Below are 26,296 nucleotides of genomic sequence, written 5' to 3' on the forward strand. Positions count from 1 at the left end.
ATCGATAGCGTCACGGCGCGGCTCATGTCCGAAGCCGTACCGGGTCCAAAAAAAGCGGGGGGCCAGCAGGCCCCCCGGGAGAGAACGACAAGGAGCGTCGTCAGGGATCAGTGGAACGGCGTCCTGCTGCTGGAGGGGTCAGAAGTACGCACGGATGCCGAATGCGACACCGCGGCCCGGCAGCGGCGAGTAGTCGCGCAGCAGCGAGGTGTGCGGGCGCACTTCACGGTTGGTCAGGTTGCTGCCATCCAGGAACACCTCATAGCTGTTGCTGTCGTTGCGATCCCAGCGGTAGGCCAGGTGCGCATCGACCAGGGTGTAGCCGTCGCTCGGCTCTTCGTTCTGCGCCACGTCCTTCTGCCGGCTGTAACGCACGGCGCCCACCGACGCGCGCCAGCCGTCCTTCGCCCAGCGCAGGTCGGCACCAACGCGGGCCGGGGCGATGCGCGGCAGGTAGCCGGTGTTGGCCAGCTCCACGGTGTAGTTGTGGTTGTGGTCACCGTGCGGCACCGCGATGTCGAGGTTGCGGCTGCCGTTGCCGTCCAGCTTGGCCTGCACGTAATCGCCGAACAGGCGCAGATCCCAGTCGCCTGCGACGCCTTCGAACAGATGCACCAGGGCTTCCGCCTCGGCACCCTTGAACACCGCATCCTGCTGCGTCCATGCACGCACCGGCAGGCCTTCGGTGACGCCGGTGTCGGCCAGGTAGATGAAGTCCTTGAACTTCGTCTGGTAGATCGAGGCGGAGAAGTCCAGGCGATCGCTGTGGGTGTGGATGCCCAGCTCGATACGCTGGCCGCGCTCGGTCTTCAGGTTGGCGTCGCCGATTTCCAGCGAGCGGGTGGCAATGTGCGCGCCAGCGGCATACAGCTCTTCATTGGTGGGGGCACGTTCGGAGCTGTCCACGCCGATGCGCAGGTCGACCGCGTCGTTGAGCTTCCAGATGCCGGCCGCGGACAGATTGGTGGCATCGAACTGCCGGCGGCGGTAATCGCCGGTCGGGTCCAGCTTGACCTGGTCGTGGCGGCCGCCGAGTTCGAGCTTGAACGGGCCGAACTGCTTCTCCTGCAGCACGAACAGGCCGATGTTTTTCGTTCCGGTGTCCGGCACGAATGCTTCTTCGCCCTTGGCGCCGAAATCGCTGTTGCCGAACTGCACGCCGAAGGCGCCGTCCCAGCCACCGACCTGCTGCTGTACGGCTTCCAGGCGGGTTTCGATGCCGCGGTTGGTGAAGCGTGTGGAGGGCGTGCCGGCCTCCAGCTCGACATGCTCGTAGTCGGTGTAGGCCACGCGGGCATTGATGTTCTTCAGGAACGAGACCGGGTTGTAGATGCCGGCCTTGGTCTCGAAGCGGTTCTGCACCATGTCGATGCGTACGTCATGCTCGTCGCCGCCTTCCTCCTCCTCGCCGTGATCATGATCATGATCGTGGTCATGATCGTCGCCGTCCGCGTGGACGTGGGCGCCATTGGGGATGCCATAGTTGGTGCGATAGGTGCTGGCCGACACGCCGAAGTAGCCGCCCTCGCCCAGCCAGGTGGCACCCACACCACCGGCCCGGGTGCGGATGGAGCTGTTGTCCAGGCGGCCACGGCGCGGCTCGTCGCCTTCCTCGCCCTCGTGGTCGTGGTCATGGTCTTCGTGGTGGTCTTCCAGGCTGTCGATCACCGCGTAGCCGGGAATGCGGTAGTCGTCGCCGTTGCGCACCAGGCCGTCGACATGCAGCACGACGTTGCCGCTGACGCCGTCGAGGCGGAACATGCCGCTGCGTTCATCATTGACGGAGTTGCCGCGCAGTTCAGCGCGGCCGCTGAGCGGACGGTCGGGCAGCTCGCGGGCGATGCGGCCATCGACGACGTTGACCGCGCCGCCGATCGCACCGCTGCCGAACAGCAGTGTCGCCGGGCCCTTCAGCACTTCGATCTGATCAGCCAGGAACGGTTCGATGCTGGTGGCATGGTCGGCGCTGACGGTGGAGGCATCCATGTTGCCCATGCCGTTGGACAGCACGGCCACCCGCGGGCCTTCCTGGCCGCGGATGATCGGACGACCGACACCGGGGCCGAAGAAGGTGCTCTGCACGCCCGGCAGCTTGGCCACCGTATCGCCGAGGGTGCCTGCCTTCTGTTCGTCCAGGCGCTCGCCGGCGAGCACTTCGACCGGCCGCGCCAGCGACTCGGCATCGCCCTGCAGCGGCGAGGCGGTGACCTGCACCGATGACAGCTCGGTCAGGTGGCGGTCACGGTGCGCATCGTCGTCGCCTGCGGCGAATGCGGCGAATGCGGCGGACGGCAGCAGCGCGGCGAGCGCCAGGGCGAGGGTGTGCGGCTTGAACCGCAGGGAAGGGGCGGGCATCGAGAAGTCCTTGTTACTGTGTATCAATTGTGAAGCGCACGTATCCCGTCGCGGGACAGGGGGAGAGGAGATCGTGCGGACCAGGAAGGGATGTTATATTATTCCATAACGATTCGCCGACCCTGCTGGAAGTCATGTCCCTCTCCTCCCACCTGCGCCATCTGCTCGACCGTTTCGGTGCCACCGGATCGATGCTGTGCGCAGTGCACTGTGCGGTGATTCCGGTGCTGCTGGCCGCAGCGCCTTCGCTGGGCCTGTCGTTCTGGCTCAGCGATGGCGTTGAACAGGCGCTGGTCGTGTTCGTGACCCTGCTGGGTCTGTTCAGCCTTGTCTGGGGCTACCGCCGGCATGGCGCCCTGCGCGCGCTGGCGTTCCTGATTCCCGGGCTGGTCGCGCTGTGGGCTGGGGTTCTGTACGACCCGCTGCATCACAATGCCGTGCCGCACGCGGTGGTGATGACCATTGGCGGTCTGCTGGTCGGCGTTGCCCATCTGGTCAATCTGCGGCTCAACCACAGCCACGTACACGACGCCAGCTGCGCGCACTAGGCGCTCCGTGATAGGCTTTCTGATCGTGCGCGGGGGCGTCCAGCAAGGCGGCCCCGCCGAACCCGTGTCAGCACGGGGTAACCAGATTTCACATTTGAGGAGTTGAAGACATGGGTAAGGGTGACCGCAAGACCGCCAAGGGCAAGCGCTACAACGCCAGCTACGGCAACGCCCGTTCGCACACCGCGAGCAAGGTCGCCGTAGGCGCCGCTGCCCCGGTCGCCAAGAAGACCGTGGCCAAGGCTCCGGCGAAGAAGGCCGTGGCGAAGAAGGCCGTCGCCAAGGCCTGATCGGCCGGCCGATGGGTCAACGAAGAACGCGGCGCCTGGCGCCGCGTTTTTTTATGCGTGTCGTTGCGGCCGCCGCGTTCGCCGGGCATGGCCCGGCGCTACCCACATTGGCACGGTAGCGCCGGGCCATGCCCGGCGGAGACATCCGACGCCCCATTGCCGTGGTAGCGCCGGGCCATGCCCGGCGGAGACATCCGACGCCCCATTGCCGTGGTAGCGCCGGGCCATGCCCGGCGGAGACGCCCGATCAACGCAGCGTCTGCTTCAGTGTCTCGGCATTGCCGTCGTTCGGCGCGGCTGGAACCTGCAGCAGGTGCGCCAGCAGCGGATAGACATCGACGTTGTCGAAGCCGTCGATCAGCAGCCCCTGTCGGAACGACGGGCCGCTCGCCACGAACACCGCACGCATCGACGGCAGCGCCGGATCGTAGCCGTGCGAGCCGCCGTCGCGACGATCGCGCCTGGCGATCCAGTCCCGGGTCAGCGCGTCCCAGCCTTCATCCATCTGGCAGACGATGGCGGGTATGCGTGGATGCGTGCCGTAATGCCAGCGCGCAGGCAGGTTCTCCTTCTTCCAGCATTCGTAGTGGGCATGGCGGCCGAGCAGGGCACGTTCGGCCTCGGCTTCACGCCCCGCGACCGGCGCGAAGCCGACCGACTGGCCCTGGCTGACGTTGCGTGCGATGGCCGGGTCCACCATCGACTCGGTGGCGATCACCTGGCCGTCGCCCACCGCGGCCATGCCGTGATCGGAAACCACGATCACATTGGTGGTGGCTGTCAGGCCACGCTGCTGCAGTCCGTCGAGCACCTGGCCGACAACCTGGTCGGCCCGCACGATGGCTGCCGTGTACTGCTGCGACTGCGGCCCATGGTGATGTCCGGCCTTGTCGACGTGTTCCATGTACAGCGTGGCCAGGCGCGGCGCCTCGGCATCGCTGCGTGCCAGCCAGCCCAGTACGGTCTGCACACGTTGCTCGAACGGTTCCTTGTCGTTATACGCCAGCCACTGGCTGGGGCGCACGCCCTTGATCTCCGCTTCGCTGCCCGGCCAGGACCAGGTCGCGGAACGCACGCCGGCTTTCTCCGCGCTGACCCAGATCGGCTCGCCGCCCCACCAGTCGCTGCGGGTGACCGCCTCGCGGTTGCTCAGCGCGAAACTGCCCAGCGATGCGTCGTCCATCGCATTGTGGATGATGCCGTGATGGTCAGGGCGCAGACCGGTCACGATGGTGTAGTGGTTGGGGAAGGTCAGCGAGGGATAGGAGGGCGTCATCCAGCGTGCGCGCACGCCGCTGTCGATCATCCGCTGCAGGTTCGGCGTCAGCCCGCGGTCCAGCGCGTCGGCACGCAGGCCATCGATGGAGATCAGCAGCAGCTTCGGCGGTGCGGCCGTTGCCGCAGGCGTGGAGACGGTGGCGGTCGGGGCGGGTGCGGTGGTGCAGGCGGCCAACGGCAGCAGCAGCGCCAGCGCGCAGGTCAGGCGTACGGAAGTCATCCGCCCATCATAGTGCGAGGTAATGACGCGCCCAAGACACGGCGCGCCAGGACCGTCCGCGGTCAGATCCCTTTCCCACGGGAAAAGGGATCTAACCCCGATCTCCCATCAGGCGAACAGCGGTACCTGGCGTTGCTCAAGCCGCAGCAGTGCTGCCTTGGTCTCCAGTCCGCCGCCGAAACCGGTCAGCGCTCCGTTGCTGCCGATCACGCGATGGCAGGGCAGGATGATCGGCAGGGGATTGCGGCCGTTGGCGGCGCCGACCGCGCGCGTCGCGCTGGGCTGGCCCAGGTGCTGCGCCAACTGCAGGTAGCTCCAGGTCTGGCCGAACGGTATCAACGCCAGGGCGTGCCACACGCGCAGCTGGAACGGGGTGCCGCGCGGTGCCAGCAGCAGATCGAATGTGCTGCGTTCGCCATGCAGGTACTGCAGCAGCTGTTCGCGGGCCTCGGGAAACGCGCCGGGCGCATTGTGCCAGTCGCTGCGTCCGCGCGCGGGGTGGCGGTTTTCAGGAAACAGCACGTGGGCCAGGCCACGTTCGTCACCGGCGATGGTGAGCTCGCCGATCGGGCTGTCAAAACGGTCGAACAACAACGTCATGTCGGTTCTCCAACGAACGTGCCGGACAGATGCCACAGATGCAGCACCGCATACGAGCGCCAGGGGCGCCAGGGCTGGGATCGCGCTTCGGTGGCGCGTTCGCTCAGGCGCTGCCCCTGGGCATGGCCGAGCACCTGCTGCAGCACCAGGTCACCTGCAGGAAACGCGTCGGGCTGGCCCAGGCCGCGCAGGGCGATGTACTGCGCCGTCCACGGGCCGATGCCGGGCAGGGCCACGCAGCGGGCGACGAATTCCTCCAGTGCCTGGCCGGGCCCGAAGTCGAGCTGGCCACTGACGCAGGCTGCGGCCAGTGCGCGCACGGTGGCGGCGCGGCTGCGTGGCAGACCGATCGATTCCAGAGGGGCGTCCGCCAATACCGAGGGAGAGGGGAACTGGCGGTCGAACTCCGTCGGCATGCCCGGCAGGTGGGCGCCATGCGCGTCGACCAGCCGGCGCGCGAAGGTGGTCGCCGCCGCAACGCTGACCTGCTGGCCGAGCACGGCACGCACCGCCACCTCGAAGCCATCCCAGCCGCCCGGCACGCGCAGGCCAGGGCGTTCGGCGATGCCGCGCGCCAGCAGCGGCTCTTCACCGAGCGCGGCATGCACCTGCTGCAGGTCGGCATCGAGATCGAATACCCGCCGCACGCGTCGCACGATGTCCGGTATCAGCCGCGGATCGACCGCACCCAACTGCAGGCGCAGTTCCGGCCGCTTCGGATCAGCCGTCACGCGCAGCAGGGTGGGTCGTTCAGGCGTGCCGAGCACGCGCTGGTAGCTGTCGTCGCCGATCAGTTCGATGCCCGGCAGGCAGCGCTTGCGCAGGAACGCCAGCATGCGCGGAAAATCCAGCGGAGGCCGGTAGCCCAGGCGCAGCACCAGGCCACCGTCATCGGCGGCCAGCGGGACGTGTTGGCGGCGCAGCGTGGTCGGCGCCATCCCGCAGCCCTGCAGGAAGGCGGTGTTGAAGCGGCGCAGGCTGTTGTAGCCCGCCGCGAGCGCAACGTCGGTGACCGGCAGGGTGGTTTCGGTCAGCAGCTGCTTGGCCAGCAGCAGGCGGTGGGTGGCGTGAATCTGGCCGGGCGTGGCGCCCAGGTGCTCCACGAACAGGCGCTGCAGCTGGCGTGCGCTGAGGCCGATCTTCGCAGCCAGTCCGGCAACCGGCTGCTCCTGCAGGAAGCCGCCGTGGATCAACGCCAGCGCCCGCTGCACGGCCTGGCCGGCCAGCGCCTGCTGTGCCTGCGGCGCCAGTTCGGGACGGCAGCGAAGGCAGGGCCGGTAACCGGCGGCAGTGGCTGCGGCCGCACTCGGGAAATAGGTGATGTTGCGCGGCTTCGGCGGCGGCGCCGGGCAGACCGGCCGACAGTAGATGCCGGTGCTGCGCACGGCGGTGAAGAACACGCCATCAAAGCGCGCGTCACGGGCGAGGCGGGCACGGTCGCAGGCAGCGGTGTCGAGGACGAGGGCGGTGTTCATGCGCCCAGTCTAGGCCGCTCATGTGGAGGATACTCGCCGGATTCGGACATGGATGCAGCGGGTCGCGATCCGGGGTCAGAACCGGTTCAGTGCCACGTGCTGAATGCGCGCGCCGGGCAGGTAGACTGTGATCCTTGTTCCTGCGAAATCCGGTTGCCCGATGTCCGCCTTGATCCGCTGGTTGCCCCTGTTGTGCCTGGCCCTTGCGGGCTGCAGCCAGTTGGAGAATCCGGGCAACGTGACCGCGGCTGACAAGGCGGCACGGGCACCGGCCAGCGATGGCGACAACATGGTGTCGATCAACGCCGCCGACGCCCCACCACCGCCGTCCCCGCCGCGCAGCCGCGCTGATCGGCCGTGGCCGCAGGCGCAGCTGGAGAACGGCCGGGCCTGGGTCAGCTGCAGCACCGATTACGCGGCCGAAGGCGGCGACGGCGTGGAGCTGGACGGGCTGCAGCGCGAGCAGATCAGCCAGGCGCTGCAGCCGTGCGCCGAGCGTGGCCTGCTGCGGGTGCGCTACAACGGCAAGATCAATCCCGGGTTCGCCGAAATGATGTGGCGCCTGGCCGTGGTGGCCGACGCGCTGGAGATCCACAAGCGCATCCTCGATCTCGACTCCAGTGGTGGCCAGGTCGAGTCGGCGATCATTGCCGGCGACAGCATCGGCGAATCGGGCTGGACCATCTGGGTGCGCGAAGGATCGATCTGCCACAGCGCCTGCGTGTTCGTGCTCGCGGCCGGCGACAACCGCCTGCTGACCGGCAAGGTCGGCATCCACCGCATGATGCGCATCAGCTCCAAGGCGACCTCGCGCGCCGAGCTCAACCGCGAGCTGCACGAGGTCTACGACAACGTGAAGGATTATCTGCAGCGCAACGGTGTGGCGGTGGGCGTTGCTGATCTGATGATGACCGTGCCCAACCGCAGCCTGCGCCTGCTGACCCCCGAGGAGCTGCGGCAGTTCGGCCTGGATGGCACCAATGCGGTGCAGGACGACCTGGAACGGATCAAACAGATGCGCGCGTGTGGCGACGATTTCGTGCAGCGCAAGGACGCGTTCCTGATCGCCTTCGACCAGCAGTGCAAGCGCGACGGTGCGGACATGGAATCGATCAACAGCTGCGGCCAGTCGCTCAAGCAGCGGTTCGGTTTCCCCGATCCGGTCTGCCCCGAGGAGAGCCCGCTGTCGGAGATCGACGTGGCCACGCTGCCAACGTCTCCTCCGCCGCAGGTTCCGGTGGCGGAACAGCCGGCAGTGGAGACGGAGACCCAGGCCTCACAGGCCGATGCCGAAGCAACCCAGGGCAGCGTGCCGCTGCGCTGACAAACGCCTCACCCGGCTGGCGTAGACTGCGGTTCCTTCCGATGAACCGGTGGTGTCCATGAAGCGCGTGCTCCTGCTGCTGTCCCTGTTGCCGCTTGCTGCATTCGCCCAGGTGCCCGCGCCCGCCACGCCGGCTCCGGCGCCGGCGCGCCCGGCGCCGAGTACGCCGGCCGCCGCGCCACCGGCGACAGCGGCGACAGCGGCACGGCCGCCCGCACCGGCCCTCAGCCCGGCACAGCAGGCGCAGGTGCAGAAGCAGGACGCGGAGATGGGGGCGGCCGCACTGAGGGCCGCGCAGATGGTCGACGCCAACCGCGCGGGCGAGTTGTGGGATGGCGCATCAGCCGTAGCGCGGCGCGCGGTGACCAAGCCGGCCTTCATCAGCCAGCTGACCGCCGATCGCACCCGTCTGGGGGCCTTGAGTGGTCGCGGCCAACCGTCCATTACCCGGGTGAAGTACGCGGCCGGCGCCGTCGTGCCCGAAGGCCTGTACATCAATGTCAGCTTCCCGACCCGCTTCGCCAACAGTGCGCAGCCCGTGCGCGAACTGGTCTCGTTCCGCTTCGATGAGGACCAGGTCTGGCGCCTGGCCGGTTACAGCCTGCGCGCACCCGGACCCTGAAGGAGAACAGCATGGCGGCCGAACTGACACTGCTGGCGTGGTCGACGCTGCTGGGGTTTGTCTACATCTTCGCCACCTCCACGGTGGTGACCCGCGAGCGGGGCATGAAGTGGAACGCGTCGGCACGCGACGAACAGGGCCGGCCACTCAGCCCGCTGGCAGGGCGGCTGCAACGGGCCCAGTCCAACTTCCTTGAGACGTTCCCGTTCTTCGCCGCCGCCGCGATCGCGGTGGTGGTGGCCGGTCGCAGCAGCGACACCACGGCACTGGCCGCGCAGGCGTACTTCTGGGCACGGGTGGTCTACCTGCCGCTGTACGCCGCGGGTGTGCCCTACGTGCGCAGCCTGGTGTGGCTGGTGTCGCTGCTGTCGATCCTGGCGCTGGTGTTCGCACTGCTGTGAGCCGGGCCTGATCCAGATCAAGGCCGGTCAGCTTTGCGGCGCTATGCTGGCTGCGACTGGATCGATGGCGGGAGCCGCGCATGCGCAGGATGGATGTGGTGGTGGTCGGCGCGGGGCCGGCAGGACTGTGCTTCGCACGCGCGCTGGCCGGCAGCGGGCTGCAGATCGGGCTGATCGAAGCGCAGCCACGCCAGGCGCTCGCCGAAGCGGCGTTCGACGGCCGCGAGATCGCGCTGACCCACGCGTCGCGGCAGAGCCTGGAGCAGCTGGGGCTGTGGGCACGGCTGCCGGAGGCCGAGATTTCCGAACTGCGCGATGCCAAGGTGATGAACGGCGGCTCGCCGTTCGCACTGACCTTCGCCAGCAGCCAGGTCGATGGTCAGCCGCTGGGTTGGCTGGTGCCCAATCATCTGATCCGCCGTGCGGCGTGGGACGCGGTGCAGCGCCAGGACGGCCTGGAGCTGTTCGACGGGCGCAAGGTGCAGGGCGTGCAGGCCGATGCGCAGGGCCATGTAGTCGCGCTGGATGACGGCAGCAGGCTGCATGCGCGGCTGCTGGTGGCCGCGGACAGCCGTTTCTCCGCAACCCGGCGCATGCTCGGCATCGGTGCGCAGATGCGCGACTTCGGCAAGTCGATGCTGGTGTGCCGCATGCGCGTCGAACGCGACCATCACCACACCGCGTGGGAGTGGTTCGGCTACGGTCGTACGATGGCGCTGCTGCCGCTCAACGAAGGCCAGGCATCTGCGGTGATCACGCTGCCCCCGCGGCGGATCGAGGATCTGCTGGCGATGGATGAGGTAGCCTTCGGTGAGGCCGTCAGCGGCTTCTTCGAGCATCGGCTGGGGGGCATGCAGCCGGTCGCCACGCCGCAGGCCTATCCGTTGGTGGGTGTCTATGCACACCATTTCGCAGGCGAGCGCTCGGCGCTGATCGGCGATGCCGCGGTGGGCATGCACCCGGTCACCGCCCATGGCTTCAACCTGGGCCTGGCCAGTGCCCAGCGCCTGGCGCGGGGCATCGCCGGCCAGCAGCGCCGCGGCGCGGACATCGCTGCGGCCGGCATGCTGGCCAGCTACCAGCGTGGCCATCGGATGGCGGCGCGACCGCTGTACGAGGCGACCAATGCGATCGCCAGCCTGTACACCGATGATCGGCGCCCGGCGCGGCTGCTGCGGGCAGCGGGCCTGCGTGTCGCCCAGGGCGTGGCACCGTTCAGGCAGCTGATCGCCTCGCACCTGACCCAGCGCGTGGCCTGAACAGGGTCAGATCAGCCGGCCGCCAGCACCCGGATCTGGCTGTCGGCGAATTCGACCACCTGGCCTGCGCGGATCTTGCAGGCCTTGCGCAGTTCAACTTCGCCGTCGACCCGTACCTGGCCCTCGCTGATGACCATCTTGGCCTCGCCGCCACTGGTGACCAGGTCGGCCAGCTTGAGCAGCTGCTTGAGTTCGACGTAGTCACCGTCGAGGTCGAATTCGAGAATCTGCATGGAGCGGGGGTTCCTGGGAAGGGGCGCAGGCCAGCGGCCGGGCCGGGAAAAGGGCGCGTATTGTGCGCCAGCACGGGGCCTGACGGCACGCGAAGGGAAAAACTGTACGCCTCGTTCAGGATCAATGCGGTATCATTCCGCTCTGAGCGAGTGAAATCTCCTCCGACCGAGCAGCGCCAGGGCACGCGATAAGAAGGGCGCCCAAAGCGCGGACCATCACCTTTTTTATCGCACTGCCAGGAAGACGGCAGTGCCTTCGGAGTTCCCCATGTCCCAAGATTCCCAAGCGCAGCTGCAGTTCGCGCAGCTCGGCCTGTCCGAGCCCGTGATGCAGGCGGTCACCGCCATCGGCTACGAAACCCCGTCGCCGATCCAGGCCGCCACCATCCCGGCGATGCTGGAAGGCCGCGACGTGCTGGGCCAGGCGCAGACCGGTACCGGCAAGACCGCCGCTTTCGCACTGCCCGTACTGTCCAACATCGACCTGCAGCAGATCAAGCCCCAGGCGCTGGTCCTTGCGCCGACCCGCGAACTGGCCATCCAGGTCGCCGAAGCGTTCCAGTCCTATTCGTCGAAGATCCCGGGCTTCCGCGTGCTGCCGGTGTACGGCGGCCAGCCGTATGGCCAGCAGCTGTCGGCCCTGCGCCGCGGCGTGCACATCGTGGTCGGTACCCCCGGCCGCGTGATCGACCATCTGGACCGCAGCACCCTGGACCTGTCCGAGCTGAAGACCCTGGTGCTGGACGAAGCCGATGAAATGCTGCGCATGGGCTTCATCGACGACGTCGAAGCCGTGCTGAAGAAGCTGCCGGAGCAGCGCCAGGTGGCCCTGTTCTCGGCCACCATGCCGCCGCAGATCCGCCGCATCGCGCAGACCTACCTGCAGGACCCGGTCGAGGTCACCATCGCGGCCAAGACCACCACCTCGGCCAACATCCGCCAGCGCTACTGGTGGGTGAGCGGCATGCACAAGCTGGACGCGCTGACCCGCATCCTGGAAGTCGAGCCGTTCGACGCGATGATCATCTTCGCGCGTACCAAGGCCGGTACCGAAGAACTGGCCAGCAAGCTGCAGGCCCGGGGCCTGGCCGCTGCCGCGATCAATGGCGACATGCAGCAGGCCCAGCGTGAGCGCACCATCGCCATGCTGAAGGAAGGCAAGCTGGACATCCTGGTGGCCACCGACGTTGCCGCCCGCGGCCTGGACGTCGAGCGCATCAGCCACGTGCTGAACTACGACATTCCGTACGACACCGAAAGCTACGTGCACCGCATCGGCCGTACCGGTCGTGCCGGCCGCAGCGGCGAGGCGATCCTGTTCGCGACCCCGCGCGAGAAGGGTATGCTGCGCCAGATCGAGCGCGCCACCCGCCAGCCGATCGAAGAGATGCAGCTGCCGAGCGTGGAAGCGGTCAACGATACCCGCATCAACAAGTTCACCTCGCGCATCAGCGAAACGCTCGGCGCCGGCGGCCTGGACTTCTACCGCCAGCTGCTGGAGCGCTTCGAGAACGAGCAGAACGTGCCGGCCATCGAAATTGCTGCCGCGCTGGCGAAGATGCTGCAGGGCGACACCCCGTTCCTGCTGCAGCCGCCGGTGCGTGCCCCGCGGGAAGAGCGTGCGCCGCGCGAGCGCTTCGACCGGAGCGACCGTCCGGAGCGTGGCGATCGCTTCGACCGCAACGAACGTGGCCCGCGCTTCGAGCGTGGTCCCCGCCGTGACGACGCCGAAGGGGGGTTCGAGCAGCGTCCGCGCCGTGAAGTTCCGCCGCGCGGTGCGCCGGAGCAGGGCATGGAGACCTACCGCATCTCGGTCGGTCACCAGCATGGCGTGAAGCCGGCGAACATCGTCGGCGCCATCGCCAACGAAGCCGGCCTGGAAAGCCGTTACATCGGCCGCATCGACATCCACGACGACTTCTCGCTGCTGGACCTGCCGGCGCAGATGCCGCAGGACGTGCTGACCCACCTGCAGAAGGTGTGGGTGTCCGGCCAGCAGCTGCAGATGCGTCCGCTGGCCGCCGGTGAAGAGATCAATCCGGCACCGCGTCCGTTCAAGCCGCGCTTCGACAAGCGGGGTCCGGGTGGCCCGGGTGGCCCGCGTCGTGGCGGCCCAGGTGGCCCGGGTGGTCCGGGCGGCGACCGTGACGGCCGTCCGCCGCGTCGTGATGGCTTCAAGCCGCGCGGCCCGCGCAGCTACTGAGCCAGACCTGCCGTGATCGACAACGCCAGCCCCCGGGCTGGCGTTGCTCGTTTGTGGACCCCGGTTTCGCACCGCCCACACATTCAGGGTCATAGGCTGGGCCGGTTCGAAGGGAGGTTGTCACCGCAGCACATTCGGGGGGATCCGGGATGGGTAGGAGTGGCACGGACATTCACAGCCGCCGGGTACCCATGTCCCGTGGGCTGGGGCTGAGGTTTGCGCTGTTGACGGGCATGGCGATCGGGCTGGTCGCATTGTCGGCGCTGATCCAGGAACTGCAGGCGGCTTCGACGGCGTGGATCGCCGGCCAGGGCTACTGGTCGCGTGGCCAGCAGGACGCCACGGCCGCTCTCAGCCGCTACCTGGCGCGGGGGGATGCCCGCGATCTGGAAGACGCCCGCCAGGCCCTGCGCGTGCCGATGGGGGACCTGCAGGGACGCCTGGCGCTGGAGCAGCCGAGACCGGATATCGAGCGTGCCCGACAGGGCTTCCTGCAGGGCGGCAACGCGCGTGCCGATGTGCCGCGGCTGATCTTTTCATTCCGTCACGCCCGTGACCTCGGCGCCTTCCGTGAAGCGACCGCCCTCTGGCGGGCGACCGACGACGACCTGATGGCCGTGCACCGGCTGGTCGATGAACTGCAGCATCGTCATGCCGACGGTCCACTGCCGGTCGCCGCGCGCGACCGGTACCTGCAGCAGCTCCGTGATCTCGACCGGCGGCTGCAGGTGCAGGCGCAGGCGTTTTCGCAGGCGCTGCTGCGGATGGCTGCCGCTGTAAGGATGGCGACCCTGGTTGTCGGCGGCCTGTCGGTGCTGGCGATCAGCCTGATGGCCGTCGCCCTGGCGCGACGGGTCGGCAAGGATCTGACGGAGCATGAAAGCCGCTTCCGCGCAGCCTTCTACCAGGCCAATGTCGGCATGCTGAAGCTTGATGCCGGCGGCCGGGTGCTGGAAGCCAACCAGGCGATGGCGGACATCCTCGACCATCGCCGTGACGCGCTGTTGCAGATGTCGCTGGGTGACCTGCTGATGGAAGGAGAGCTGGTCATCGACGGTGTTGGCCGGATCGACTGGGAGCGGCAGCTGCGGCCGAGCGAGCTGCGCTTCCGCCGTCGCGACGGCAGCCTGGTATGGGGGCGCTGGAGCGGTACCGGCGTGCGCAACACCGGTGGCGGGCTGTCGGTGTTCGCGATTGTCGAGGATGTCAGCCAGAACCATGCGCTGGCCCGCGAGATCGAACACCACGCCAGCCACGATCCGCTGACGGGCCTTATCAACCGGCGCGAGATCGAGCGCCTGCTCGAGCGTGCACTGCTGCAGGTGCGCAGCGAGGGGGGCACGCATGCGTTGTGCTACATCAATCTGGACCATTTCAAACTGGTCAATGACAGCTTCGGCCATGCCGCCGGCGACCAGATGCTGCGCGGTTTTGCCGACTATCTGGTCGCCGCCGTGCGCGAGGGCGACTGGGTTGGCCGGTTGGGTGCCGACGAATTCGCGGTGTTCCTGGCCCATGCGGGCCAGGATGAGGCCAAGCGCGTGCTGCAGCGGGTGATCCGCAATCTTGGCCAGGCCACATTCCCGATCAGCGAAGGCAGCCTGCAGCTGAGCTGCAGCATCGGCGTGGTCGAGGTCAGCCAGGAGGCCCCTGATGTCAACTGGCTGATGAGCGCAGCCGACAGTGCCTGTTACGCAGCCAAGCAGGCCGGTCGCAACCGCGTGCACTGTTTCAACGAGGACCGCATGGCGCTGGACGAACGGCGCCTGGAGGCCGAGCGCCTGCAGGGCGTGAGCCGGGCGATGGCCGAGAACCGCATGCTGCTGTACGCGCAGCGCATCGCCCGGGTGGGTGACCCGGGCTATCTGCACTACGAGGTGCTGGTGCGCATGCGCGACAGCGACGGTACGCTGCATCTGCCCGGCCAGTTCATGCCGGCGGTGGAGCGCTACGGCATGGCGGTGACACTGGACCGGCATGTGCTCGGCCTGCTGTTCCGGCACCTGCAGGTGTGCCCGGCGCATGTGCGCCAGCTCGGCCTGTGCAACGTCAACGTGTCCGCACAGTCGATCGCCGAACCCAGCTTCCTGGCTTTCGTCTGCGACCTGCTGGAGCGCAACCGCGTACTGGCGTCCAAGCTCTGCTTCGAGATCACCGAGACGGCCGCGATCAGCAATCTGAGCCAGGCGCGGGCGTTCATCGATGCGGTAAAGGCGCGTGGCTGCCGGCTGGCGCTGGACGATTTCGGATCGGGTCTGTCCTCGTTCGGGTACCTGCGCCAGCTGCCGGCCGACATGCTGAAGATCGACGGCGCATTCGTGCGCGACATGGATGTCGATCCGGTCAGTCACGCGACCGTACGCGCGATCACCGAACTGGGCCGCGAACTGCAGATGGAGGTCGTGGCCGAGTGGGTGGAGAGCAGCGAGGTGGCGGGGGCGCTGACCCGGCTGGGCGTGCAGGGGCTGCAGGGCTATGCGATCGAGCGGCCGCAGCCGCTGGAGCGGATGACCCTGACCGACCTGCGGCCGGTCAGGCTGAAGGCGGTGAAGGGCCCGCCGGCCGCAGGCTGAACGCTGGTCCGCGACGATTGTCTACACCTGCATGCCACGGACGGCTGCGATAATGCACGCCAGGGGCGACGCGCAGTGGGCGCGGGCGTAAGCAGAACAGGATGTGGCGTGGTCGTCAGGCAGTGGCAGTACGGAACTGGGGTGGTGCTGGTCGTGCTGCTGGTGTGGTTGGCAATGCCGTGGCCTGCGCAGGCCGGTGCGGCGATGCACGGTCCCGACTACCTGCTGGTGGGCGTTGCCACCGCCGAGCCTACGCCCCATCGCGCCTGTACTGCGCAGATGCTGGCCGGGCCACGCCAGCAGGTGAGGGTGCCGGCGCCGCCGGCGGGCTGGTCGGGCGAACCCCAGGCGCTGGATGTGTTCAATGTGTTCGCGGGCGAGGTCCAGGTACGGCACGGCGACCGGGAGATCTGCGGCGACATGCATGATGCGCGTACCCGCGACTCGCGTTTCCGAGCCGGCGTGGGCCTGGTTGCGGTGCCGCCGGCCGGCAGTCACGAGCCATTCCTGGTCTCGTGGCAGACGCCGCTGAAGGATCGTTGGGTACCGACGCTACGGCTCGGCGCACCCAGCCCGGTGCAGCAGAACGACACTGCGCGGCTGCTGGTCCGCGCGGCCTGCATCGCGGTGGCGCTGGCCTTGGCGCTGTCGGCGCTGATGGCCTATCTGACCACCCGTGATCGCAGCTTCCTGGTGTACATCGCGGGTACCGGCGTGCTGGTGCTGTGGCAGGCCATCCTCGGAGGCCTCAGCGGCTATCCGGAGCCGTGGCTGCCGGTCGGCACGCGTGGCGCCTGGTGGCTGCTGGCGCTGACGGCAGCGAGCCAGGCACTGGTGCTGCCTGCCCTGTGGTGGCTGAACGGTGGCGACCGGTTGTGGCCGAAGTCACGCCTGCTCCAGCAGATGGTCCTGTGCGCCCTGCTGGGCGTAGCCGCGCTGGTGCCGTGGCTGCGCTGGGATCAGCTCGCATGGGTCGCGCAGGGGCTGCAGGTGACCTACCTGGCCGGCTGCGGCGTCTCCCTGCTGATGGGGATAGGGGCGCGGTGGCGTGGCGACCGCTGGGCCCTGGCTGGATTGGCGGCGCTGGCGCCGATGCTGGTGCTGATCGGCGCCGACGCCTGCGCTGCGGAGTGGCTGCTGGAGTACCGGGTGGAGGCGCTGCAGCTGGCGATCACCTGGCTGCTGATGATGGCGGCCTACGCCCTGAACCTGCGGCTGGGACGCCTGCGCCAGCAGCGTGACGAGATGCGCCAGCTGGCCGAGACCGACGGCCTGACCGGGCTGCCCAACCGCCGCGCCGGTCTGCGGGAGCTCGGCCATCATCTGGAACGGGTGGATCGTGAGCGTGGCCCGATGGTGATCGGCTTCCTCGACATTGATCTGTTCAAGGACATCAACGACCGCCACGGGCATGAGGTGGGTGACCAGGTACTGGTCGCCGTGGCCCGTGCGCTGCGGGCCGCCGTGCGCAGCCAGGACCAGGTGGTGCGGATGGGCGGCGAGGAGTTCCTGCTGCTGATGCCGGGCATGCCGCGCGAGGCGGCGGCGGCGCGGCTGGATCGCCTGCGCCAGCGCATCACCGAGGCCTGCCAGGCCCTGCAGGTGCCGGGGCTGGAGGTGACCGCCAGCATCGGCCTGGCCCAGTGGCGGCCGGGCGAGGACGACCTGGCCGCGCTGCTGCGCCGGGCCGACCATGCCATGTACGTGGCCAAGCGCGCGGGCCGTAACCGGGTGTTCGACGGCGAAGAACTGGATCCACCCGCACCAGCATGAACCTGACAGGGCGGCGATGCCGGATAATAGGGCGATGACCACCCGACTCAACAAACATATCGCCGATACCGGCTTCTGCTCCCGTCGCGAGGCCGACCGCCTGATCGCCGCCCGCCGGGTCACCGTCAACGGCCATCCGGCCGGCACCGGTGCCGTGGTCGGCGAGGGCGACCAGGTGCTGGTCGACGGCCAGCCGCTGCGTGCCCGTACCGCACGCAAGCCGGGGGCGCGCCGCCACGTCTACATCGCGCTGAACAAGCCGGTCGGCGTCACCTGCACCACCGAAAGCTCGGTGAAAGGCAACATCGTCGACTTCGTCGGCCACGAGCAGCGCATCTTCCCGATCGGCCGCCTGGACAAGGAGTCGGAAGGACTGATCCTGATGACCAGCAATGGCGACATCGTCAACCAGATCCTGCGTGCCGAGAATGGCCACCAGAAGGAGTATCTGGTGGCGGTGAACAAGCCGGTCACCGACGAGTTCCTGCGCGGCATGGCCCGTGGTGTGCGCATCCACAACCAGATGACCCTGCCTTGCCGCACCTCGCGCATCGCCAAATTCGGGTTCCGCATCACCCTGGAGCAGGGCCTGAACCGGCAGATCCGCCTGATGGCGGCGGAGTTCGGATACCGCGTCACCCAGCTGCGCCGCGTCCGCATCGACAACATCAAGATCGGTGCGCTGAAGCCGGGCCAGTGGCGCAACCTGACCGAGCAGGAGCTGCACGGCCTGCTGCCGCAGCAGCAGGACTGGTAAACGACAGCGGTCGGACGTCGGCCCGGCCGCGCATCGGATAGACTCCGCCGAGACCTGCCGGAACATGACGCTGCATGATCAAGCCCGACAAGCCCGCCAATGAAGCGCTTCGCCTGGAAGCGCTGTACCGCTACCGCATCCTTGATTCGGAACGCGAGAGATCGTTCGACGATCTGGTGGTGATCGCCAAGGCGGTCTGCGGCACGTCGATGGCGGCCGTCACGCTGATCGACGTTGAACGGCAATGGTTCAAGTCGATCCAGGGCATCGATGCCACCGAGACCCTGCGCAGCGAATCGATGTGCGGCCATGCGATCCTGCAGCCGCAGGAGGTGATGGTGGTCGAGGACGCACTGCAGGACGTGCGCTTCCATGACAATCCGGTGGTGGTGGGCGATCCGCACATCCGCTTCTACGCCGGCGCACCGCTGATCAGTTCCGACGGACTGCCGCTCGGGACGCTGTGCGTGTTCGATGCGCGCCCGCAGCATCTGGAACGGGCCAAGGCCGAGGCACTCAGTGCGCTGTCACGGCAGGTGATGCTGGTGATGGAGCTGCGCCGCTTTGCACTGGACATCCAGAAGCACATGCTGGAACGCGATGACTACGAACGCCTGTTGTCCGAGTATCACGATGTGCTGCTGGCACAGAACGCGGATCTGGCCGAACAGAGCCGTACCGATGCACTGACCGGGCTACCGAACCGGCGGGCGATGGCGGTCGCGCTGGAAGAGTCCCTCGCCGATGCCGATGGCCAGCCACGACAGGTTTGCGTGGCATTGCTGGACATCGACCACTTCAAGAGCATCAATGATTTCCACGGGCATGCGACCGGTGACCGTGTGCTGGCCGAACTGGGGGCATTGCTGCGCGCGCATTTCGCCGGCGGCGGAACGGCGGCGCGGTATGGCGGCGAGGAATTCGTGGCGGTGATGCCGGACACGGATCTCCACGCGGCAGGCGTGCAGTGTGAGTTCCTGCGTATGGCCGTGGGCAACCTGCCGCTCGGCTTTCCGGTCACGGTCAGCATCGGCGTGGCCATGCATCGCGCCGGCGACAGTGTCGACCAGACCCTGGCTCGTGCCGACGCGGCGCTGTACCGGGCCAAGGGCAACGGACGCAACCGCGTGGAGTTCGCGGACTGAGCCGGCCGTCCGCAACCGGCGGCCCCATCGCTGCATGGCGCCGGGTCGCAGCGGGTGCGAACGCCCGGGGTCACCATGGTTGCCTTGTTTCCAAGGATGACCACCATGCTGCAGACCCTGGCCGTCGCCAATTATCGCTCGCTGCATACGCTGGTGCTGCCGTTGCAGCAGCTGAACGTGATCACCGGCGACAACGGCAGCGGCAAGTCCAGCCTGTATCGGGCGCTGCGCCTGCTGGCTGAAACCGCCCAGGGCGGGGTGGCCTCAGCGCTGGCGCGCGAGGGTGGGCTGGGCTCGGCGCTGTGGGCAGGGCCCGGCAGGATCGACCGCCGGGTAGCTGCAGGCGAGATTCCGCTGCAGGGAGGGCCGCGACAGGAGCCGGTAGGCCTCAGACTGGGTTTCGCCACCGATGACTACGGCTACGCCATCGACCTCGGTTACCCGCCGCCCAGCCTGTCGGCATTCGCCCTGGACCCGCAGATCAAGGCCGAAGCAATCTGGGCCGGTCCCTTCCTGCGCACAGCCAGTCAGCTGGTGGATCGCCGGGGCGGGATGGTGCGGCAGCGCCATGCACGTGGCTGGGATGTGCTGGACGACCGGTTGTCGCTGTTCGACAGCCTGTTCACCCAGGTAGCTGATCCGCAGCGCATGCCGGAGACCTTCGCCCTGCGCGAGTACATCCGGCGCTGGCGCTTCTACGATCACTTCCGCAGCGATGCCGATGCCCTGGCACGGCAGCCGGCGATGGCCACGCGTACCCCGGTGCTGCACCACGATGGCCGCGATCTGGCCGCAGCGTGGGTGACCATCCTGGAAAACGGTGACCCGGTCGCGCTGGCTCGCACGGTGGACGATGCCTTTCCCGGGGCTTCGGTGGGATTCGAGGTGCTGGATGGACGGATGGTGCTGCGGTTCCACCAGCCCGGCCTGCTGCGGCCGCTGTCGATGGCCGAACTGTCCGACGGCACGCTGCGTTTCCTGCTGCTGGCTGCTGCCCTGCATACGCCGCGGCCGCCGCCGCTGATGGTGCTCAACGAACCGGAAACCAGCCTGCATCCTGACCTGCTGCCTGCGTTGGCGCGGCTGATCGTGGCGGCCAGTTCACGCAGCCAGGTGTGGGTGGTGTCGCACGCCAGCCGCCTGATCGCCGCCCTGGAGCAGGCGCCCGCCCGCCATTCCGTGCATCTGCACAAGGAACACGGCCGCACGCTGCTGAGCGGGCAGGGCCTGCTGGACGCGCCGGCATGGCACTGGCCGCGGCGGTGACGTGCCCGCTCAGTCGGCGACGTTGCGGGCCTCCGCGGTGCCGAGGATTTCCGGATGCTGCAATGGCTTGCGGCGGTTCAGCAGCGGATGCAGGAAGACCGCACCGACGATGATCGCCACGCCCAGGTAGAACCAGGGAGTGACTTCGTGCTGCTCGCGCAGCAGCAGTACCGCCAGCAGCACCGCATACACCGGTTCCAGGTTGGTCACCAGCTGCACGGTGTAGGCGCTGAGGTGGCGCAGCGCGACCAGGGCGAGGGCGAACGGCAGCAGGGTGCAGATACCCGCCAGTACCAGCAGCAGGATGCCGTCGTGCAGGTCCGGCACCACCCACAGCGGGCTGGCCAGGGCCGGCAGCAGGTAGGGCATCAGCGGCGCAAGCAGGGTCAGGGTCAGGGTGCCGGCCCCCAGTTCAAGCGCAGTCACCGTCAACGGATCGGCGTGGCTGACCATGCGCTTGTTGAGCGAGCCGAACACCGCCACCAGCAGTGCAGACAGCGCGCCAACCAGAACCCCCAGCCGCATGCCATCCGGCACGCCCCCCACCACCAGCGCCACGCCCGGCAGAACTGCCAATCCGAAGGCCAGTTCGCGCAGCTGGAACGGACGCTTGGCCACCCACGGCTCGATGATCGAGGTGAACACCGGTGCCAGCGCGATGCAGGTCGCCGCCACCGAGGCATTGGCCAGTTTCACCGCACCATAGAACGTCAGCCAGTGCAGGGCGACCAGCGCACCGATGCCGGCGTATCCGGCCACCACCCGCAACGGCAGCGTGCGCAGGCCGCGCCACACCCGTGGCAGCAGTGCCAGCATCGCCGTCACCAGCAGCATGCGCCACCACACCAGCGGCAGCGCCGGCAAGGTGATCAGCTTGCCCAGGATGGCCGTGACGCCCCACAACAGGACACAGAAGTGGATCTGCCAAAGTGCTTTGCGGGTGTCGGGCGTGCTCATCCGCCTATTGTGCGGCAAGGCGGTGACCGCTGGGCGTCGGCAGCTCGATCCTGGCCGCGTTTACCGCCCCTGAGACCCGAGCAGGTCGTCCAGCCGCCGCTGCAGGGCCATCGCCGCGGCCGGATTGCGTGCCTTGCCGGCACCGATGCAGAGCAGGTACACCTCTCGTGGCGTCGATGGGGCGGATCCGGCAAGGCATGGCAGGTCGTCGACCGGCTCGCCGACGGCCCAGCGCCGGGCGCGTTCGGCCCAGCGCTGCTGCGTGGCTGCAGGCAGCCCCTGCGGCAGACGGGCCTGGCTGCGCTTGATGCGCGCGTAGACGAAGCTGGCGGTGACGTCGCCGTGCAGCGGGGCTTCGTCGCTGTCTTCGATGACCAACGCCACCCCGTGCCTGCGCGCGGCAGTGACCAGGGATGCGCTGTACACCTGCGGATTGCGGATTTCAACAGCGTGCTGCAGCGCCACGCCATCGAGCTGCTTCGGCAGCTGGGCCATCAGCGCGTCCAGTGCCCCAGCATCGGCAGGATGGCGGGGATCGAACTGCCACAGCAGCGGCCCGAGGCGGTCGCCCAGGGCGATCGCTGCCTGCAGGAACGGCGCGGCGGCCTCGACGGTGCCGGACAGGTCGCGACGCTGCACCAGATAGCGGGGTGCCTTCAGGGAGAAGCGGAAGCCGGCAGGAGTCTGCGACGCCCACTGCGCGCACTGGGCCGGGGTCGGGGTGCGATAGAAGGTGCCGTTGATCTCGATGCAGCGCAGGGCACGGCTGGCGTGCGCCAGTTCCTCCCGCTGCGGCAGGCCGGGCGGATAGAACATGCCGCCGCGCCATTCCGGGAACACCCAGCCGCCGATGCCGCAGCGGATGGGGGCGGGTGCCGGCGCGGTCACTGGCGGTGGTCCGCGCGCCAGGGATCGTAGCTGCCGAACCACCACACGTAGCCTTCCGGATCGGCACAGGCGTAGCCACGGCCGCCATACGCCTGGTCGGCAATGTCGATCACGATGCGCGCGCCGGCCGCCTTGGCCCGCGCATAGTGCGCGTCGGCGTCGCTGACGATCACGCAGGCGCTCTGGGTCTGGCGGCCCCCTGTTTCGTCAGGCATCACCGCCAGCTTCGACCACGCGCTGTCGTTGCTGGTCGAACCCAGCATGATCATGCCGTGCCCGAACACCAGCTGCGCGTGGAACACCACGTCGCCATCGGCGTACACCGCCTGCGCCTGGAAGCCGAACGCGCGCTGCAGCCAGTCGATCGCCGCCAGCGCGTCGCGGTAGCGCAGGCATGGAATGATGGTGGATCCACTGCTTGATCGGCCGTTCTCGTCCATGGCACCCCTCCTATGGCACAGGGCACGATGCGCCGGCGACCGTTACCATCCCGCGAAACCCCGGTGATGGCCTGCACATGGCCGCGACCCCTGCTCGGAGATGGTTCTGGATGAATACCTGGATTGGAGGAGCCGTGCTGCTGGCCTGCACGACCATGGCGAATGCTGCAACGCCCCCGCAGCTGCAGGATCTGGATGCGACCGTCGAGCGCGTGCGTGCGCAGTTCGACGTGCCGGGCATCGCCGTTGCCGTGGTCAAGGACGGCAAGGTGGTGCTGGAACGCGGCTGGGGCGTGCGTGAGCAGGGCAGGCCGGATCCTGTGCAGGCCGATACCCTGTTCGCGATCGCCTCCAATACCAAAGCGTTCACCGCCACCTCGCTGAACCTGCTGGCCGAGGACGGCAAGCTGAAGATGGACGACAGGGTGATTGACCACCTGCCGTCGTTCCGCATGTCCGATCCGTTCGTGACCGGGCAGATGACGATCCGTGACCTGCTCTCGCATCGCAGCGGCCTCAGCCTGGGCGCGGGCGACCTGCTGTTCTGGCCGGCCACCGCCTACAGCAATGCCGAAGTGGTGGAGCGGCTGGGCAAGGTGCCGTTGAAAGGGGGATTCCGCGAGAGCTATGCCTACGACAACATCCTGTACGCCGTCGCCCAGCAGGTGATCGAGCACGTTTCCGGCATGAGCTACCAGCAGTTCCTGCAGACCCGCATCTTCGACAAGGTGGGCATGGCGGGCACGCGCTACAACGCCGACCACCTGCGGCCCGGCGACAAGGCGGCCGTCGGACACGCCAAGTACGATTTCAAGGATCTGCGCACCGTCGCACCGTTGACCTGGTCGAACAATGCCGGGGCCGGCGGCATCTATTCCAGCGCGCACGACATGGCGCGCTGGATGCAGGTGCAGCTGGCCGAGGGCGCGCTGGCCGATGGCAGCCCGCTGTTCACCGCGAAGAGCCAGCAGCAGATGTGGCGCATGATCACGCCGCAGTCGATTCCGGCGCCGAGCGTGCCGGAGCTGGCACCGGCGCGGCCGAACTTCGCCGGTTACGGCGAAGGCTGGAGCCTGAGCGATTACCGCGGGCAGAAGCTGGTCTGGCACACCGGTGGCTGGCCGGGCATGGTCTCGCGGCTGACGCTGGTGCCGGGCGAGAAGCTGGGGGTCGTGGTGCTGACCAACCAGGAAGTGGGCGCCGCGTTCAACGCGATCACGCTGAGCGTGCTCGATGCCTATCTGGGTGCGGAGAAGCACGACTGGGTGGACGCCTATGCCAAGGCCGTGGCCAAGGGCCAGGACAAGGCCGATGAGGCCTGGGCCAAGCACCAGGCAGCGCGTGTCAGGGGCAGCACTCCCTCGCTGCCGCTGGCCGGTTACACCGGCACCTTCCGCGACCGCTGGTATGGCGACATGCAGATCAGCACGGAAGGCAAGGGGCTGCGCCTGCGCTTCATGAAGACCGCGCAGCTGAGCGGCCGGCTGGAGCACTGGCAGCACGACACCTTCATCGTGCGCTGGGACGACCGTTCGCTCAATGCCGATGCCTTCGTGAACATCAGTCTCGACCCGGATGGCAAGGTGCGCGAGGTGCGCATGCAGCCGATCTCCGACCTGACCGATTTCAGCTTCGACTTCCAGGACCTGCTGTTCACCCCGGTCAACTGACGCCGCATGATCGGTAGCGCCGGGCCATGCCCGGCGAACACGGGCCGGCGCTACCGGCACCGCGCATCGTCGGTTGGCGTACACATCCGGCATGGGATACTCCGTCGGTTGCAAGAGGCGAGGGAATGCGATGTTCCGTTGGTTTGAATCCCTGATTCCGGTGTTCCCGCCCGTGGACGGGCGCATGCCGCCGCGCAGGGTGCTGCCGTTCTACCTGCACTACCTCCGGCCGGTGTGGCCGGTGCTGTTGGCCACGCTGATCGCTGGCCTGCTGCTGGCGCTGGTGGAAGTGGCGATGTTCGATTACCTGGGCCGCATCGTCGACATGGTCGCCGAGCAGCCCGGCGCCGGCTTTTTCACGCGTCACGCCAATGAGCTGGGCTGGATGCTGTTCATCACCGTGATCGCGCGCCCGGTGCTGGTCGGCCTGCACAACCTGCTGGTCAACCAGGCCATCGTGCCGGGCCTGAGCAATCGTTCGCGCTGGTTGATGCACAACTACGTGGTACGGCAGAGCCTGAGCTTCTTCCAGAACGACTTCGCAGGCAGCGTCGCCAACCGGGTGATGCAGACCGGCACGTCGCTGCGCGAATCGGCCGTGCAGATGGTCGACTCGCTCTGGTACATCGTGGTCTATACCGGCACCGCGCTGTATCTGTTCGCACAGGCCGACTGGCGATTGATGATGCCGTTGCTGCTGTGGCTGATCGCCTATGCGGTGATCATGGTCTACTTCGTGCCGCGCGCGAAGGAGCGGGCATGGATCGCCTCGGAAGCACGCTCCAAGGCGATGGGTCGCATCGTCGATGGCTACACCAACATTCCTACGCTGAAGCTGTTCGCCCATGGCGGCCGCGAGCAGGCCTACGTGGCCGAGTCGATCCAGGAGCTGGCGGTCAAGCACCGCGCGCAGACCCGGGTGACGACCGGCATGGACCTGGCCATCGCCATCGTCAACGGCTTCCTGATCGCCGGGACCTGTGGCCTGGCACTGTGGCTGTGGAACGGTGGCCACATCACCGTCGGCGCGATCACCTTGGCGACGGGCCTGGTCATCCGCATCCACAACATGTCGGGCTGGATCATGTGGACCATCAACGGCATCTTCGAGGACATCGGTACGGTGCAGGACGGCATCACCACCATCGCCCAGCCGCTGACCGTGCAGGACCGTGAGGACGCCGTGCCGCTGCAGGTCACCCAGGGCGGCGTGCACTTCCAGGATGTCCATTTCCACTACGGCAAGAAGGGCGGCGTGATCGCCGGCCTTGACCTGGTGGTGAAGCCGGGCGAGAAGATCGGCCTGGTCGGGCCCTCCGGTGCCGGCAAGTCGACCCTGGTCAATGTGCTGCTGCGGCTGTATGACCTGGAAAGCGGCCGCATCCTGATCGACGGCCAGGACATCGCGCATGTCACACAGGAGAGCCTGCGCCAACAGATCGGCGTGGTGACCCAGGACACCTCGCTGCTGCACCGCTCGATCCGCGACAACCTGCTGTACGGGCGCCCGGATGCCACCGATGATCAGTTGCGTGCTGCGGTCGCCAAGGCGCGTGCGGAAGCGTTCATCGACACGCTGGTGGACGGGCAGGGGCGCCGTGGCTACGACGCACATGTCGGCGAGCGTGGGGTGAAGCTGTCCGGCGGCCAGCGCCAGCGAATCGCCATTGCCCGCGTGCTGCTGAAGGACGCGCCGATCCTGGTGCTGGACGAGGCGACGTCGGCGCTGGATTCCGAAGTGGAAGCCGCGATCCAGGACAGCCTGGACGAATTGATGGGAGGCAAGACGGTGATCGCGATCGCGCATCGGCTGTCGACCATCGCGCGCATGGACCGTCTGGTGGTCATGGACCAGGGCCGGATCGTGGAAACCGGCAGCCATGCCGAGCTGATCGCGGCCGGTGGCTTGTATGCGCGGCTGTGGGCACGGCAGACCGGCGGGTTCGTGGCGGCCGACCAGTAGCCGTTTCGGCTGCGGCCGTTCCGCGCAGGGCGTGGATGCGGCGCAAAGAAGAACGG

22 protein-coding genes are annotated in these 26,296 nt (G+C 68.0%); 14 read left to right on the top strand and 8 right to left on the bottom strand.

The annotated features are described in order from the left end of the window. Positions 1 to 138 precede the first annotated feature (138 nt). Positions 139 to 2,355 (bottom strand): TonB-dependent receptor, encoded by a 2,217-nt coding sequence (locus N8888_RS05595; RefSeq protein WP_263177845.1) that lies wholly within the window; start codon positions 2,353 to 2,355, stop codon positions 139 to 141. Between the two features lie 134 nt (positions 2,356 to 2,489). Here N8888_RS05595 and N8888_RS05600 point away from each other — a divergent pair, with 134 nt between their 5' ends. Both N8888_RS05600 and N8888_RS05605 read left to right on the top strand, forming a co-directional pair. Continuing rightward, a complete protein-coding gene (locus N8888_RS05600) occupies positions 2,490 to 2,903 on the top strand; it encodes a MerC domain-containing protein (RefSeq protein WP_053518754.1) in 414 nt (137 codons plus the stop codon). A gap of 110 nt (positions 2,904 to 3,013) precedes the next feature. Next, entirely contained in the window at positions 3,014 to 3,193 is a 180-nt protein-coding gene (locus tag N8888_RS05605; RefSeq protein WP_004150462.1) for a 30S ribosomal protein THX, read from the top strand. Positions 3,194 to 3,440: 247 nt separating this feature from the next. Here N8888_RS05605 and N8888_RS05610 read toward each other — a convergent pair whose 3' ends face one another. The 3 genes from N8888_RS05610 to N8888_RS05620 form a co-directional block, all read right to left on the bottom strand. Next, positions 3,441 to 4,691, bottom strand: coding sequence for an alkaline phosphatase family protein (locus tag N8888_RS05610; RefSeq protein WP_263177846.1), 1,251 nt, complete (start codon positions 4,689 to 4,691; stop codon positions 3,441 to 3,443). A gap of 108 nt (positions 4,692 to 4,799) precedes the next feature. Then, complete coding sequence (locus N8888_RS05615) at positions 4,800 to 5,291, bottom strand: methylated-DNA--[protein]-cysteine S-methyltransferase (RefSeq protein ID WP_253118996.1); 492 nt, start codon at positions 5,289 to 5,291, stop codon at positions 4,800 to 4,802. Next, positions 5,288 to 6,766, bottom strand: coding sequence for a DNA-3-methyladenine glycosylase 2 family protein (locus N8888_RS05620; protein ID WP_263177847.1), 1,479 nt, complete (start codon positions 6,764 to 6,766; stop codon positions 5,288 to 5,290). The genes N8888_RS05615 and N8888_RS05620 overlap by 4 nt, the downstream gene beginning before the upstream one ends. Before the next feature lie 160 nt (positions 6,767 to 6,926). On the opposite strand from N8888_RS05620, the gene N8888_RS05625 reads away from it, so the two are divergent. The 4 genes from N8888_RS05625 to ubiM all read left to right on the top strand — a co-directional run bounded on the left by N8888_RS05625 (position 6,927) and on the right by ubiM (position 10,372). Further along, a complete protein-coding gene (locus N8888_RS05625) occupies positions 6,927 to 8,090 on the top strand; it encodes a COG3904 family protein (protein WP_263177848.1) in 1,164 nt (387 codons plus the stop codon). 58 nt (positions 8,091 to 8,148) lie between these two features. Then, positions 8,149 to 8,712 carry a DUF4019 domain-containing protein gene (locus N8888_RS05630; RefSeq protein WP_263177849.1) on the top strand — a complete coding sequence of 188 codons (564 nt, stop codon included), beginning with the start codon at positions 8,149 to 8,151 and terminating at the stop codon, positions 8,710 to 8,712. Positions 8,713 to 8,723: 11 nt separating this feature from the next. Further along, a complete protein-coding gene (locus N8888_RS05635) occupies positions 8,724 to 9,113 on the top strand; it encodes an MAPEG family protein (RefSeq protein WP_263177850.1) in 390 nt (129 codons plus the stop codon). Positions 9,114 to 9,193: 80 nt separating this feature from the next. Then, positions 9,194 to 10,372: a 5-demethoxyubiquinol-8 5-hydroxylase UbiM gene (gene ubiM, locus N8888_RS05640; RefSeq protein WP_197572448.1), complete on the top strand. Its 1,179-nt coding sequence runs from the start codon at positions 9,194 to 9,196 to the stop codon at positions 10,370 to 10,372. A gap of 11 nt (positions 10,373 to 10,383) precedes the next feature. On the opposite strand, the gene N8888_RS05645 is transcribed toward ubiM, so the two are convergent. Continuing rightward, on the bottom strand, positions 10,384 to 10,605 hold the full coding sequence (locus N8888_RS05645; protein ID WP_014036469.1) for an RNA-binding S4 domain-containing protein: 222 nt from the start codon (positions 10,603 to 10,605) through the stop codon (positions 10,384 to 10,386). A 268-nt stretch (positions 10,606 to 10,873) separates the two neighbouring features. Here N8888_RS05645 and N8888_RS05650 point away from each other — a divergent pair, with 268 nt between their 5' ends. From N8888_RS05650 to N8888_RS05675, 6 genes are all read left to right on the top strand, one after another. Further along, positions 10,874 to 12,808: a DEAD/DEAH box helicase gene (locus tag N8888_RS05650; protein ID WP_263177851.1), complete on the top strand. Its 1,935-nt coding sequence runs from the start codon at positions 10,874 to 10,876 to the stop codon at positions 12,806 to 12,808. 149 nt (positions 12,809 to 12,957) lie between these two features. Then, the gene (locus tag N8888_RS05655) at positions 12,958 to 15,381 is read left to right on the top strand and encodes a putative bifunctional diguanylate cyclase/phosphodiesterase (RefSeq protein WP_262219277.1); all 2,424 of its coding nucleotides are present in this window, start codon (positions 12,958 to 12,960) and stop codon (positions 15,379 to 15,381) included. Positions 15,382 to 15,555: 174 nt separating this feature from the next. Further along, positions 15,556 to 17,154, top strand: coding sequence for a sensor domain-containing diguanylate cyclase (locus N8888_RS05660; protein ID WP_428992955.1), 1,599 nt, complete (start codon positions 15,556 to 15,558; stop codon positions 17,152 to 17,154). Positions 17,155 to 17,188: 34 nt separating this feature from the next. Further along, positions 17,189 to 17,911, top strand: coding sequence for a pseudouridine synthase (locus N8888_RS05665; protein WP_053518769.1), 723 nt, complete (start codon positions 17,189 to 17,191; stop codon positions 17,909 to 17,911). Between the two features lie 74 nt (positions 17,912 to 17,985). After that, the gene (locus N8888_RS05670) at positions 17,986 to 19,056 is read left to right on the top strand and encodes a sensor domain-containing diguanylate cyclase (protein ID WP_065174678.1); all 1,071 of its coding nucleotides are present in this window, start codon (positions 17,986 to 17,988) and stop codon (positions 19,054 to 19,056) included. Between the two features lie 105 nt (positions 19,057 to 19,161). Then, positions 19,162 to 20,322, top strand: coding sequence for an AAA family ATPase (locus N8888_RS05675; protein ID WP_263177852.1), 1,161 nt, complete (start codon positions 19,162 to 19,164; stop codon positions 20,320 to 20,322). Between the two features lie 9 nt (positions 20,323 to 20,331). On the opposite strand, the gene N8888_RS05680 is transcribed toward N8888_RS05675, so the two are convergent. From N8888_RS05680 to N8888_RS05690, 3 genes are all read right to left on the bottom strand, one after another. Then, positions 20,332 to 21,279, bottom strand: coding sequence for a DMT family transporter (locus N8888_RS05680; RefSeq protein ID WP_053518775.1), 948 nt, complete (start codon positions 21,277 to 21,279; stop codon positions 20,332 to 20,334). 60 nt (positions 21,280 to 21,339) lie between these two features. Continuing rightward, complete coding sequence (locus N8888_RS05685; RefSeq protein ID WP_263177853.1) at positions 21,340 to 22,095, bottom strand: DUF72 domain-containing protein; 756 nt, start codon at positions 22,093 to 22,095, stop codon at positions 21,340 to 21,342. A gap of 68 nt (positions 22,096 to 22,163) precedes the next feature. Beyond that, positions 22,164 to 22,607: a VOC family protein gene (locus N8888_RS05690; RefSeq protein ID WP_128990037.1), complete on the bottom strand. Its 444-nt coding sequence runs from the start codon at positions 22,605 to 22,607 to the stop codon at positions 22,164 to 22,166. Between the two features lie 110 nt (positions 22,608 to 22,717). Here N8888_RS05690 and N8888_RS05695 point away from each other — a divergent pair, with 110 nt between their 5' ends. Next, positions 22,718 to 24,277: a serine hydrolase gene (locus N8888_RS05695; protein ID WP_263177854.1), complete on the top strand. Its 1,560-nt coding sequence runs from the start codon at positions 22,718 to 22,720 to the stop codon at positions 24,275 to 24,277. Positions 24,278 to 24,407: 130 nt separating this feature from the next. Further along, positions 24,408 to 26,240, top strand: coding sequence for a multidrug efflux ABC transporter SmrA (gene smrA, locus N8888_RS05700; RefSeq protein ID WP_074900932.1), 1,833 nt, complete (start codon positions 24,408 to 24,410; stop codon positions 26,238 to 26,240). Positions 26,241 to 26,296: the final 56 nt, after the last annotated feature.

The organism is Stenotrophomonas maltophilia (genome assembly GCF_025642255.1).
In the GTDB taxonomy this organism is placed as follows: Bacteria; Pseudomonadota; Gammaproteobacteria; order Xanthomonadales; family Xanthomonadaceae; genus Stenotrophomonas; species Stenotrophomonas maltophilia_P.

Bases quoted from the DNA above. Each gene is read 5' to 3' on its own strand.
- N8888_RS05675 (WP_263177852.1), top strand. From the start codon at position 19,162: ATGCTGCAGACCCTGGCCGTCGCCAATTATCGCTCGCTGCATACGCTG.
- N8888_RS05615 (WP_253118996.1), bottom strand. From the start codon at position 5,291: ATGACGTTGTTGTTCGACCGTTTTGACAGCCCGATCGGCGAGCTCACC.
- ubiM (WP_197572448.1), top strand. From the start codon at position 9,194: ATGCGCAGGATGGATGTGGTGGTGGTCGGCGCGGGGCCGGCAGGACTG.
- N8888_RS05670 (WP_065174678.1), top strand. From the start codon at position 17,986: ATGATCAAGCCCGACAAGCCCGCCAATGAAGCGCTTCGCCTGGAAGCG.
- N8888_RS05605 (WP_004150462.1), top strand. From the start codon at position 3,014: ATGGGTAAGGGTGACCGCAAGACCGCCAAGGGCAAGCGCTACAACGCC.
- N8888_RS05635 (WP_263177850.1), top strand. From the start codon at position 8,724: ATGGCGGCCGAACTGACACTGCTGGCGTGGTCGACGCTGCTGGGGTTT.
- N8888_RS05645 (WP_014036469.1), bottom strand. From the start codon at position 10,605: ATGCAGATTCTCGAATTCGACCTCGACGGTGACTACGTCGAACTCAAG.
- N8888_RS05680 (WP_053518775.1), bottom strand. From the start codon at position 21,279: ATGAGCACGCCCGACACCCGCAAAGCACTTTGGCAGATCCACTTCTGT.
- N8888_RS05630 (WP_263177849.1), top strand. From the start codon at position 8,149: ATGAAGCGCGTGCTCCTGCTGCTGTCCCTGTTGCCGCTTGCTGCATTC.
- N8888_RS05690 (WP_128990037.1), bottom strand. From the start codon at position 22,607: ATGGACGAGAACGGCCGATCAAGCAGTGGATCCACCATCATTCCATGC.
- smrA (WP_074900932.1), top strand. From the start codon at position 24,408: ATGTTCCGTTGGTTTGAATCCCTGATTCCGGTGTTCCCGCCCGTGGAC.
- N8888_RS05620 (WP_263177847.1), bottom strand. From the start codon at position 6,766: ATGAACACCGCCCTCGTCCTCGACACCGCTGCCTGCGACCGTGCCCGC.
- N8888_RS05695 (WP_263177854.1), top strand. From the start codon at position 22,718: ATGAATACCTGGATTGGAGGAGCCGTGCTGCTGGCCTGCACGACCATG.
- N8888_RS05625 (WP_263177848.1), top strand. From the start codon at position 6,927: ATGTCCGCCTTGATCCGCTGGTTGCCCCTGTTGTGCCTGGCCCTTGCG.
- N8888_RS05650 (WP_263177851.1), top strand. From the start codon at position 10,874: ATGTCCCAAGATTCCCAAGCGCAGCTGCAGTTCGCGCAGCTCGGCCTG.
- N8888_RS05655 (WP_262219277.1), top strand. From the start codon at position 12,958: ATGGGTAGGAGTGGCACGGACATTCACAGCCGCCGGGTACCCATGTCC.
- N8888_RS05610 (WP_263177846.1), bottom strand. From the start codon at position 4,691: ATGACTTCCGTACGCCTGACCTGCGCGCTGGCGCTGCTGCTGCCGTTG.
- N8888_RS05665 (WP_053518769.1), top strand. From the start codon at position 17,189: ATGACCACCCGACTCAACAAACATATCGCCGATACCGGCTTCTGCTCC.
- N8888_RS05595 (WP_263177845.1), bottom strand. From the start codon at position 2,355: ATGCCCGCCCCTTCCCTGCGGTTCAAGCCGCACACCCTCGCCCTGGCG.
- N8888_RS05600 (WP_053518754.1), top strand. From the start codon at position 2,490: ATGTCCCTCTCCTCCCACCTGCGCCATCTGCTCGACCGTTTCGGTGCC.
- N8888_RS05660 (WP_428992955.1), top strand. From the start codon at position 15,556: ATGCCGTGGCCTGCGCAGGCCGGTGCGGCGATGCACGGTCCCGACTAC.
- N8888_RS05685 (WP_263177853.1), bottom strand. From the start codon at position 22,095: ATGTTCTATCCGCCCGGCCTGCCGCAGCGGGAGGAACTGGCGCACGCC.